General features: G+C 65.9%; 11 protein-coding genes. 5 read left to right on the forward strand and 6 right to left on the reverse strand.

Annotation, left to right across the window (positions count from 1 at the left end; translation table 11 throughout):
• Positions 1–245: 245 nt before the first annotated feature.
• Complete coding sequence (locus AC36XV_RS08925; RefSeq protein WP_492203337.1) at positions 246–2216, reverse strand: OPT family oligopeptide transporter; 1971 nt, start codon at positions 2214–2216, stop codon at positions 246–248.
• Positions 2217–2326: 110 nt separating this feature from the next.
• Between AC36XV_RS08925 and AC36XV_RS08930 the strand changes: the two genes are divergently transcribed.
• Positions 2327–2797 (forward strand): thiol-disulfide oxidoreductase DCC family protein, encoded by a 471-nt coding sequence (locus AC36XV_RS08930; RefSeq protein ID WP_492203338.1) that lies wholly within the window; start codon positions 2327–2329, stop codon positions 2795–2797.
• A 32-nt stretch (positions 2798–2829) separates the two neighbouring features.
• On the opposite strand, the gene AC36XV_RS08935 is transcribed toward AC36XV_RS08930, so the two are convergent.
• Together AC36XV_RS08935 and AC36XV_RS08940 are read right to left on the reverse strand one after the other, a co-directional pair.
• Entirely contained in the window at positions 2830–3543 is a 714-nt protein-coding gene (locus AC36XV_RS08935) for a fumarylacetoacetate hydrolase family protein (protein ID WP_492203339.1), read from the reverse strand.
• A 1-nt stretch (position 3544) separates the two neighbouring features.
• Positions 3545–4762 (reverse strand): CaiB/BaiF CoA transferase family protein, encoded by a 1218-nt coding sequence (locus tag AC36XV_RS08940; RefSeq protein WP_492203340.1) that lies wholly within the window; start codon positions 4760–4762, stop codon positions 3545–3547.
• A 205-nt stretch (positions 4763–4967) separates the two neighbouring features.
• Here AC36XV_RS08940 and AC36XV_RS08945 point away from each other — a divergent pair, with 205 nt between their 5' ends.
• Complete coding sequence (locus AC36XV_RS08945; RefSeq protein WP_492203341.1) at positions 4968–6668, forward strand: protein kinase domain-containing protein; 1701 nt, start codon at positions 4968–4970, stop codon at positions 6666–6668.
• A 16-nt stretch (positions 6669–6684) separates the two neighbouring features.
• On the opposite strand, the gene AC36XV_RS08950 is transcribed toward AC36XV_RS08945, so the two are convergent.
• Positions 6685–7083, reverse strand: a complete 399-nt coding sequence (locus tag AC36XV_RS08950) for a hypothetical protein (RefSeq protein WP_492203342.1) — start codon at positions 7081–7083, stop codon at positions 6685–6687.
• 201 nt (positions 7084–7284) lie between these two features.
• Here AC36XV_RS08950 and AC36XV_RS08955 point away from each other — a divergent pair, with 201 nt between their 5' ends.
• From AC36XV_RS08955 to AC36XV_RS08965, 3 genes are all read left to right on the forward strand, one after another.
• Complete coding sequence (locus tag AC36XV_RS08955) at positions 7285–8124, forward strand: 5'-nucleotidase, lipoprotein e(P4) family (protein WP_492203343.1); 840 nt, start codon at positions 7285–7287, stop codon at positions 8122–8124.
• Between the two features lie 4 nt (positions 8125–8128).
• Positions 8129–8605: a c-type cytochrome gene (locus tag AC36XV_RS08960; protein WP_492203344.1), complete on the forward strand. Its 477-nt coding sequence runs from the start codon at positions 8129–8131 to the stop codon at positions 8603–8605.
• Positions 8606–8734: 129 nt separating this feature from the next.
• A complete protein-coding gene (locus tag AC36XV_RS08965) occupies positions 8735–9169 on the forward strand; it encodes a CBS domain-containing protein (RefSeq protein WP_492203345.1) in 435 nt (144 codons plus the stop codon).
• A gap of 34 nt (positions 9170–9203) precedes the next feature.
• Here AC36XV_RS08965 and AC36XV_RS08970 read toward each other — a convergent pair whose 3' ends face one another.
• Positions 9204–9701, reverse strand: coding sequence for a TM2 domain-containing protein (locus AC36XV_RS08970; RefSeq protein WP_492203346.1), 498 nt, complete (start codon positions 9699–9701; stop codon positions 9204–9206).
• Between the two features lie 130 nt (positions 9702–9831).
• The coding region (locus AC36XV_RS08975; RefSeq protein ID WP_492203347.1) for a DUF933 domain-containing protein at positions 9832–10452 on the reverse strand (621 nt) is incomplete at its 5' end.

Genomic DNA, 10452 nt, shown 5'->3' on the forward strand with positions numbered 1-10452 from the left:
CGTGCCCTGCGACCGGCAGCCCGGGTCAGGTCGGGTACGCGGGAGATGAACGGCGTACTGTCCGTTTCACGTCACTCGTCCAGGAGGACACGATGGCCGAGAAGAACCGGAAGAAGACCTATCTGATCCTGATCGCAATCCTGATCGTCGTCCTGCTGATCACGTACCTCTGATCCCCGGGCCGGGCTGATTCCCGGCCTTCGTGGACCGAACGACAGTCCCCGGGGGGAACTCCGCTCGGGGCGTCAGTCCGTGGCTTCGGGTGACGGGCGTCCTCTCAGGACGAACCACGCCATGACCCCGAGGATGGCGGCTGTCGTGGCCAATGCCAGCACTTCCTCCAACGCATGAGGCAGTGCGGGCGCCAGGCCGGTGATGCGCTGACCGCCGTGGAGTCCCACCCATAGGGCGAGCACCACTCCGGTCAGCCCTCCTCCACCGACCAGCCCCGAACCGAAAAGGACCCCCTGTTCGCGCCGTCTCTCTGCTTCGGCGCCCCGCTGCCGACGGGTGAGCAGGTACCGGAGGAAGCCTCCGGCGAATACCGCGGCCATGGTGTCGAGCGGAAGGTAGACGCCTACCGCGAAGGCCAGCACGGGCACCTTGAACAGCGAAGCGACGAGACCGATGGCGACGCCGGCGATGATCAACATCCACGGCAGGTTCTGATCCAGCACCCCGTCGATCACCAGGGCCATCAACGTGGCCTGAGGCGCCGGCAGCTCGGGTCCGCCGAGCCCTCCGGGCACATTGGCCTGGAGGAGCATGACCACGAGGACGACGACCCCGGCCGAGGTGATCACCCCGATCAGCTCTCCAATCTGCTGGTACCTCGGTGTGGCACCGAGGATGAATCCCGTCTTCAGGTCCTGCGAAGTATCGCCGGCAATCGACGCCGCGATGGCCACCGCCGTGCCCACCATGAGAGCGGTCGCCTTTCCTGCCATGTCCGTCCACCCGAGCGCCAGAAAGACGAGGCTGGTGCCGAGCAGGGTGGCGATCGTCATCCCCGACGTCGGATTCGATGTCACCCCCACCAGTCCCACGATCCGGGAGCTCACGGTGACGAAGAAGAAAGCGAACACGGCGATCAGGAGGCTGGCGATGAAGCGAACGGCCACGGAGTCCAGATAGCCGAGGATCCCGGGGACGAGGGTCATGGTGGCGAGAATCAGGCCGATCACGAAGACGACCGTGCGCGCAGACAGGTCCCGGTCCACTCGGGCTACCTGTGAAACCGCGGTTCCGGTTCGTCGTGCGATCTGCTCCACCCCGAGCCGAAAGGACTCCAGCATGGTGGGGATCGAGCGTATGAGCGTGATCAACCCCCCGGTGGCGACGGCTCCGGCCCCGATGTAGCGCACGTACCGGTTCCAGATCTCGTCCGTGCTCATGTCCCGGATCAGCTTCTCGGTCTCGGGATAGAGCGGCTCGGAGAGGCCGGATCCCCAGAGGAAGATGGCCGGGATGATCAGCAGTGCGGACAGGACGCCACCCGCCACCATCACGGTACTGATCCGGATGCCCAGAATGTATCCCACGCCGATCAGGGGAGGTGAGACGGCGATCGAGACCGTGGCGCGGGCCGGGAGGGCCAACTCGAACACGCCCCGAACCAGCTTGGCGCCGTCGGTGAGCAGTTTGAACGCCATGCCCACGCCGATGCCCCAGAACACGCCCGCCGCCTGCGAGCCGCCTTCCTCGGCGGCTACCAGGACCTCGGCGCAGGCCATTCCTTCCGGGTAGGGAAGGGTTCCATGCTCCCTCTTGATCAGATAGCGCCGCAGAGGAATCATCGACAGCACGCCGAGGAGGCCTCCACACATCGCGAGGAGGGACACCTGGAGCCATGCGGGGTTCATCCCCCAGATGAAGAGCGCCGGGATCGTGAACAGGACCCCGGAGGCGACCGACGAACTCGCCGACCCCACGGTCTGCGACATGTTCGTCTCCAGGATGCTGTGCTTCAGGCCGAAGGCCTGGAACACCCGGAAGGCCACGACCGTGAGCACCGCGACGGGAATCGAGGTGCTGATGGTGAGCCCCGCCTTCAAACCGAGATAGGTATTGGCCGCCCCGAAGATGACCCCGAGCACGATGCCCGAGATCACGGCCTTGAGGGTGAACTCTGTGAGCGATTGCCCTGCGGTGAGCGGTACGTACTCCTGACCTTCCTCGATGGCGTACGCGGTCGGGGGCAGCTTCCTGCCGCTCAATGGCCTCTCCCGGCTGAAAGGGGGTATCGAGTGATCCAGCGGACCTCAGCGCCCGAAGGTAAGCGGCCGCCGCTTCCCGTCAACATGCTTCGAGGAAGGTCGGGGTAGAGATGATCACCGGTACCGACGCCGGAAGCTCAACGCACCCGGGGCGGTTCCGATCCCCCCGGGATCACCCCGTGGTCCTGTTCGATGGCCAGTGCCCGCTGTGCGTGGCCAGCGTGCGATTCGTGCTCAGGCACGACCGGTCCGCCCGGTTCCGTTTCGCTCCCCTCGATTCTCCCGTGTCCGACAGTGTCCTGAAGGCAGTTCCGGGCAATCGGGAGGTCGTCCGCCCGGTCATCGAGGGTAACACCGTGGCATTGGTCGAGGGAGCCAGGCTCTGGATTCGCAGCGATGCGGCTCTGCGCATCGCGTCCGGCCTGGGCTGGCCTTGGAAGGCGGCCAACATCCTGAGGCTCGTGCCCCGCCGGATTCGAGATGGTCTCTATACGGCCATCGCATCGCGTCGCCACTCGCTGGTTCGCCGCTTGAACCAATGTCCGCTACCGGAGCCGGGGACCGCCGAGCGATTCCTTTGATTCGGCGGAGGACCTCCGGTGCGTCGGTGAGTCTATTCCGGAGTTCGCGGAGCTTCCATGTGTCCGTGAAGCTCGCCGATCCCCACCACCCACGCGTGGTATCGGTCGCCGACCTCGAGAGGACCGACTCCTTCCGGCGTACCCGTGAAGACCAGATCTCCCGGCCTAAGAACGACGAAACGCGACAGGTGCGCGACCGTCTCTTCCGGGGACCAGATCATGTCCTTCAGGTCGCCGGCCTGCCGGACCTGCCCGTTCACGGTGAGACCGATCTCCCCGCCGCCGAGGTCGCCGACCTCCGACGCGGGAGTGAGAGCGGAGCAGGGAGCCGAGTGGTCGAACCCCTTCGACAGGTCCCACGGACGCCGGGCAGCCTTCGCGTCGCGCTGCAGATCGCGCCGCGTGAGGTCGAGCCCGACGGCATAGCCGAAGATCAAGTCGCGCGCCCGCCCGGCATCGACGTGGGCCCCGGTAGAGCCGAGTGCCAGTACCAGCTCCACCTCGTGATGAAGCTCTGCGGTACCCGGCGGGTATTCGGTTCTTCCGCCCCCCGGCACGAGCGCGTCGGGTGGCTTGGTGAAGAAGAAGGGAGGCTCCCGCTCCGGATCGCCCCCCATCTCCCGGGCATGCGCCGCGTAATTCCTGCCTACGCAGTATATGCGGCGCACCGGAAACCGCTCCGTCGTTCCACGAATCGGAAGGTACGGGGTCGGACCCGGAGGAAAGCACCATTTCACTCGACTCATTTCAGTTCCTCTCCGCATCGATCGGGCACCGGACGATGATGCCGCGTCGGTCGAGCGACTCCACGGCGTCCTCTCGGTAGCCGAGAAGATCGGTGAGAACGGAGTGCGTGTGTTGGCCGAGCCGAGGAGGCGGCGTGAGCTCTTCCTCCCACCGGCCTCCTGCCCTGAACGCGACCGTCCGCACGGCCGCCGCTCCCGAAGCATCGTCCCGCAGCACGGTCCCGGCCGCCGGATCCTCCAGCGCTTCGCGGACGTCGCGAACGAAGCCCGCGGGAACCCCGTACTGGTTCAGACGGCGCATCAGAGTGATCCCTTCCCACCTCGAGATGGCGTCCGCCAGCGCCGCCTCGAGCCGCTCGCGGTGCTGGACCCGGTTCCGTTGGAGCGCGAATCGAGGATCGTCGCCGAGACCCGGTTCCTCCAGGCAGTGAGCGAGACGCCGGAACTGCTCGTCCGTTCCCACCGCCAGGACGAGGTGACGTCCGTCGCGGCAGCGATACGCGGTACCGTACGGCACGATGTTCGGATGGCCCGACCCCATGGGGCCGGGCACCACCCCCGTCATCAGCGCGCTCGCTGCCTGGTTCGCCAGGGCCGCCACCCCCGCCCGGAACAGAGACACGGACACGCGACCGCCATGGCCCGATCGCTCGCGTCGGAGGAGCTCGACCAGGATGCCCTCCTTGAGCTGGTGTCCCGCCAGCAGGTCCATCAAGGCCACGGGCATCTTGAGAGGACCCGACTCTTCGGTCCCGTTCATGCTCGCGAAGCCGGTCTCCGCCTGAATCACGGCGTCGTACCCGACTCGATCCTCGTCATCACCGTATGCCGTGATCTCACCGTACACCAGTTTCGGATTGAGCTCGGACAGCGTCGCCCAATCCACTCGGAGCCGGCTCGCGTCACCCGGTTTGTAGCTGGCGATCACCACGTCTGCCCGCCGGGCCAGATCGTGGACAATGGTCTGGCCCTCGTCCGTGGTCAGATCGATGCCGATCGATTCCTTACCCCAGTTGACCGAAGAGAAGTATGCCCCCGGCCCACCCGGAGACTCCTCAACCGCTCGCCAGGACCGGGTCACGTCTCCCCGCGTTCCAGGGTTCTCTACCTTGATCACCCTGGCGCCCAGCTCGGCGAAGAACATTCCCACCGAGGGTCCGGCCAGGACGTTCGCCAGTTCCAGTACGCAGAGCGCATCGCATGGATTGGTATTCCTCATGCGGCTATTATGGGAGCGATGAACGGCCCGCCGACAGCCCCCGTGGAACCGGAAGACGCCAGGCGGCGTGACTCGCCCGCAGGTTGTATTTACATTCGACCTCTCCTGACCGATCCAATCAACGTGGCTCAGAGAGGGCATCGACCGTGCATACGGCTATGACCCCGACGCGCGGGGATTCGACCTGGTGGGACGGGGCAGGCAGGTGAGCGCCCCAGCGACCGGGCCCTCGGATCGGAGCTTCCGTCGAGCGACCCTCTCCGAACGGCTGCAGGGGGACCTCGAGAACGCCCTGTCCCCCGAGTTCGAAATCGTCGGGAGATTGGGCGGCGGACACTCCTCGACCGTCTTTCTCGCGCGCGAACCGGCGCTCCAGCGTCTTGTGGCCATCAAGGCCCTCCACCCCGACAAGGCGGACGTCGCCAAGACGGTGGCCCGTTTTCGCCGCGAGGCGACCTCACTGGCGGCCATCTCGCACCCCAACGTCGTATCCATCTACCGCGTGGGCGAGGTCCGCGACTCGATGCCGTACATCGTGATGCAGTACGTGCGCGGAAGCGACCTCCGGGAGCGTCTGAAGAGGGAGGGGCCGCTGTCGGAGCCCGAGGCTGGCCGGATCCTGATCTCGATCGCGAGCGCGCTGGAGACGGTCCACTCCCATGGGCTGGCCCATCGGGACGTTCGCCCGCAGAGCATCCTGTGCGACGAGCAATCCAATCGGGTGTTGCTGGCGGACTTCGGTTTGGTGGCGCACTTCGCTGACTCCGAAGGCCCATCCGAGCGCTTGACGACCGCAGGACACATCGTGACGGACTTCCGGTTCTCGAGTCCCGAGGTGCTGCGTGGCTCCGAGCCCGGAGCGGCCTCCGACATCTACTCGCTCGGCGTGCTGGCCTATCATCTCCTGGCCGGACTCGGACCGTACCCGGGATCGGGGCTTCAGGGACAGGTACGGGCCCACCTGGCTCTCGATCCTCTTCCGCTCGCCTCACTCGGCGTGCAGGTCAGGCCGGAGTTGCAGGCGCTGCTCCAAGCGTGCCTGTCGAAGGATCCCGCGGATCGACCAGGCACGACGGATGTGCTCCAATCGCTGAAACGCCACGGCTCGGCCACGGGACCGTTGGGGCCCACCGTCATCCCGGAGGACCGGCCCTTCGTCGCCGAGGGCAAGGCCGAGGAAGCGAAGTACGGTCTCAGGCTGCTGGGGGCGGTCGATCTGACGTGGAAAGGCCAATCGGTACCGGGCATACTGAGACAACCGAAGCGCCTGGCTCTGCTGACCTTCCTCGCGCTCGGAGTCGATGCGGAATTCCTGAGAAGAGACTTGCTGATCGGCACCTTCTGGCCAGCGGCCGACCCGAGCAGCGCCCGTCACTCTCTGCGGCAGGCCCTATACGTTCTCCGACGCGACCTGGCGGCCGAGGTGATCATCACGCGGGGGGACGACGAGGTCGGACTCGATCCGATGCTCTTCGAGTGTGACGCCAGCCTGTTCCGGCAGCACCTGAGGAAGGGCCGGGAACTCGACGCGATGGAACTGTACCGGGGAGACCTGATGCCCGGATTCTATCTGGACGGGGCACCCGAATTCGAGCGCTGGCTCGAAGCGGAAAGGCTCGCGCTTCGGCGAGAGGCGGCTGCTGCGGGTCGGGACCTTTCGGTGGCCGCGTCCGAGAAAGGCGAGCACCGAGAGGCGATCCTCTGGGCGCGCACTGCCGTGGACCTGGATCCTTTTGACGAGCCTGCGTTGCACAGATTGATCCGCCTCCTGGATGAAGCCGGCGACCGGGCCGGCGCCCTCAGCGCCTACACCCACTTCGCTCGACGCCTGGAGATGGAGTATGCGGCCGAACCGTCTTCCCGAACCCGGGACCTCGCGGACAGCCTGCGAACGGATGGGTCCTGACGTCCCCCCTCGAAGCCTACAATTCGCGGTTCGAAACCGCTTCCGAAAAGCCCCTCACTCGAAGTGCATAGCCGAAAGCTCCGACCACGAGCGAGATGCCGAGCAGAGATGCCGGGATCGGTCCCGCTTCACCGGAGAGGTCGAAGATGAGGGCTCCGGCGATGCCGACCATGACGAAGACGAGGCTGACCGCCACGATGTATCGCCGAGCGGGGGCGAGACGGGTGAGGAGGGCGGTCACGAGGAATCCGGCCGCCAGGGCCGAATAGGCACCGGCGAGCAGCCAGACGAGAGCGGGTTCGCCACCAGCGGCCAGCCGGACGAGCCATCCGGTCAGCAAATAGGTGGCCCAACCGCCCACTGCAGTCATCACGACCAGCGGAATCCAGCTGGAGGCTCGCGTTCGCTTTGCCAACGGGCGTCTCCTCAGAGTCGCGGGACGGGATCTCTTCGGTACGCACGGCTTGTGGACCCGACTGACCTAGGATCGAGGATGATCGCGGCCGAGTCAAGGTGTCACGGACCGAGCGGGTTCTTGCGTCTCCAGCCGCCTTGCGCGACCTTCAGCAAGGCGCTGTGGCGGGCGCGAGAGTTCATCTTCGGGAGACCCCTTCCTGTGGGCTCGAGACGATTTCCCAACCGGTCCTGGCGAGGTCTCGCGGCGATCTGGATGACCGCGGCCGCAGGGGCGTGTGCGAGTGCCGCACCGCGAAACGACGCCAACCTCGATGCGACACTCTGGGTACAGACGGCGGCGGAGTACGAGGTGGTGGCGCGGTCCGTGTACGCCGACGCCTCCGGCGATCTCTCGCAGTTGCTGGCGGATTCTTCCCGGACGGCGGCCCTGGAGCAGACCGGGGAGTACCGGATGCTGCCGCCGGCAGTCGTTCTGGATGTGGATGAGACCGTGCTGGACAACTCCCCGTACCAGGCCCGTCTGCTCGAGACGGGGGCGTCCTACAGCAGTGATTCCTGGTCGGCCTGGGTCGAGGAGAGAGCGGCCAGGCCCGTCCCGGGGGCGCTCGAGTTCACCGCGAAGGCGGAGGCGCTGGGAATCACCGTCTTTTACGTGACGAACCGAAGAGCACACCTGGAACCGGCCACACGCGACAATCTGAAAGCGGTCGGCTTCCCGGTATCCTCCGAGGTAGATGTCCTGCTCACCCGTGACGCCGAAGGCTCCAAGAGCCGCCGGCGCCGCGCGGTCGCATCCTCCTACCGGATTCTGATGCTCGTCGGTGATGACCTCGGTGACTTCGCGGATGTCGAAGACCTGACTCTGGAACAGCGCCTCGAACTGGCGCGGAAGTACTCGGACCACTGGGGCGATCGGTGGCACATGCTTCCGAACCCGACCTACGGATCCTGGGATCGGGCTCTCTACGGCTACGACACATCGCTGAGTCCGGAGGAACGTACCCAACGCAAGTTCGAACACCTTGAACCAAGAGGTTAACGAAATGAACAGAAAGTCAGCAGGGCTGTGGACCGTCCTGCTCGTCGGCCTGGTGGCCTGCGGCGGGGGGGCAGACGACAGCGAACCGGCGGTTGACCGCGAAGACGCCCTTCGGGCCGCGCGGGCGGACTCGGTGGCCAGGGCTTCGGAGATCTTCGATGCAACGGTGTTCGACACCCTCACCTGGGAGAGCGACAACGCCCGGTGGGAGAGGGGTGGTGTCGTTTGGTCCTTCACCTGCGCGCGGTGCCACGGAGCGAGCGGAGACGGCACGGGTGAGGACGCGGTGAAATTCGAGATCGAGATGCCCGACATGACCGCGACCGACTGGGCCTACGCGGGGGACATACCGGCCATACGGGAGGTCATCTTCGTGGGCCACGATTCGGAAATGCCGAGCATGGGGCTGATCGGATTGACCTATGCGGATGTCGACGCCTCGGCTCACTACATCGACGACCTGCTGCGCTCGGATCCTTAGCATTTCCGGGCGCTGGTCAAGAGGGCGTAACGGGGGACGACCTTCACCGGTCGTCCCCCTTCTTCGTATTCTGGAGGTGAAGAGGGCGTCAGAAGACGCGGGCAGCGGAGCCGACAGAGGAGGGTCAGGATGAGGATTCGGGAGATTCTGGACCGCAAGGGAAGAGATGTGGTTACGGTGGAACCGGACCACACGGTCCATGATGCGATGCGCGTCCTCGTGCAGCACAACATCGGCTCCGTCGTCGTCACGGAAGGCTCCGCGATCGTCGGAATCCTCACCGAGCGGGACGTGCTGCGTCTCGGAGCCGAAGCCCCCTCGACCTTCGGGGGCCAGCGCGTCGGAGACGTGATGACGACGCAACTGGTCGTCGGCGTACCGGAGGACTCACTGGATTACGTGGCCGGGGTGATGACCGAGAACAGAATCCGTCACTTGCCGATTCTGGACGGAGAGCGGCTGGAGGGCGTTCTCTCCATCGGGGACGTCGTGAAGGCCATGAAGCAGGCGACGGAGGTCGAGAATCGATACCTGCGGGACTACATACAGGGGGCGGTTCGCTAGGGGGGCACGGGACCCGACCATCCTGGGGCCGACGTCAGCTGAGCTCCGTGAACCGGTAGACGATGTAGCTCTTGCCCGGTGGAACATCGACATCCACGTACCCCGACTCCACCAGCAGCTTGAGCTCGGCCTCGACCTCATCGAACGTCGCCCCGGTGGCCGCGACACCGTCCGTCACGGAAATGGCTCCTCCGTGGGCGACGGCCGCATCCAGAAGCTGGTGGCGGAGGGGGCGGCCGGGCCCGACCGACCGGGACTGCATCTGGTTCATGAGCTGACCCACGACTCGCGGATGAGGCAGGTACCCCTCACGAATATTCGATTCGCGAACCAGCGACTTCATGCGGAAGAGATCGATGAACTGTCCGATCCCGAACAGGCCGAACGTCAGCAGGTAGAGGATGCCGGTGCCGTACTTGCCGAGATAGATACGGTGTATGCCGGCCAGGCCGACGAAGACGAGGCACCAGAGGGCGTAGCCGAGCCCCTCCCGGTACGCTCCCTCTCCGGTCTGCGAGACAAGATCGTTCACGACGTCTCTCTCAACTGTGTTGGGCGCGTCCTTCGCTGCCCCTCGCCGTACGCGCGGCGCCACGGCCAGGTTTCGACAACAACCTAAACCGGGCTTCGACGGGGGGCTATTCCCGGGGTTCGGAACGAGATCACGCCGAGGTGCGGAAGAGCAGGATGTCGCCGTCCTGAACCGCGTAGTCCTTGCCTTCAGACCGGACCAGACCCCGCTCCCTGGCGACCTTCATGGACCCCACCTCCGTGAACTCGCGGAACGCAATCGTCTCGGCGCGTATGAAGCCGCGCTCGAAGTCCGTGTGCACTCGCCCAGCCGCCTCCGGAGCGAGCGCACCTGCGCGGAGGGTCCAGGCCCGGACTTCGTTATCGCCGATCGTGAAGAACGTCTGTAGGCCGAGCAGGCGAAAACCGGCCCGGACGAGGCGCGCCAGACCGCTCTCCTTCATCCCGTGCTCGGCCAGGAACTCCAGCCTCTCCTCCGGCTCGAGAGCCAGGAGCTCCGCCTCGAGGCGGGCGCAGACCTCGACCACCTCCGCCTCGGGATCGTAGCGCGCGACGGCCTCCCGCAGCTTCTCCGTGTGCGGTGACCCCACTTCCAGCTCGTGCTCGTCGACGTTCGCCACGTACAACACCGGTTTCCGGGTCAGGAGACCCAACGACTTGACGAGCTTCCCCTCCTGGGGATCCATCGTCACCCGTCGAGCCGGCACGCCCCGGTCGAGCGCGTCGCGCAACCTTCGAAGCACACCAGCGAA

It is taken from the genome of Candidatus Benthicola sp., from assembly GCF_058719085.1.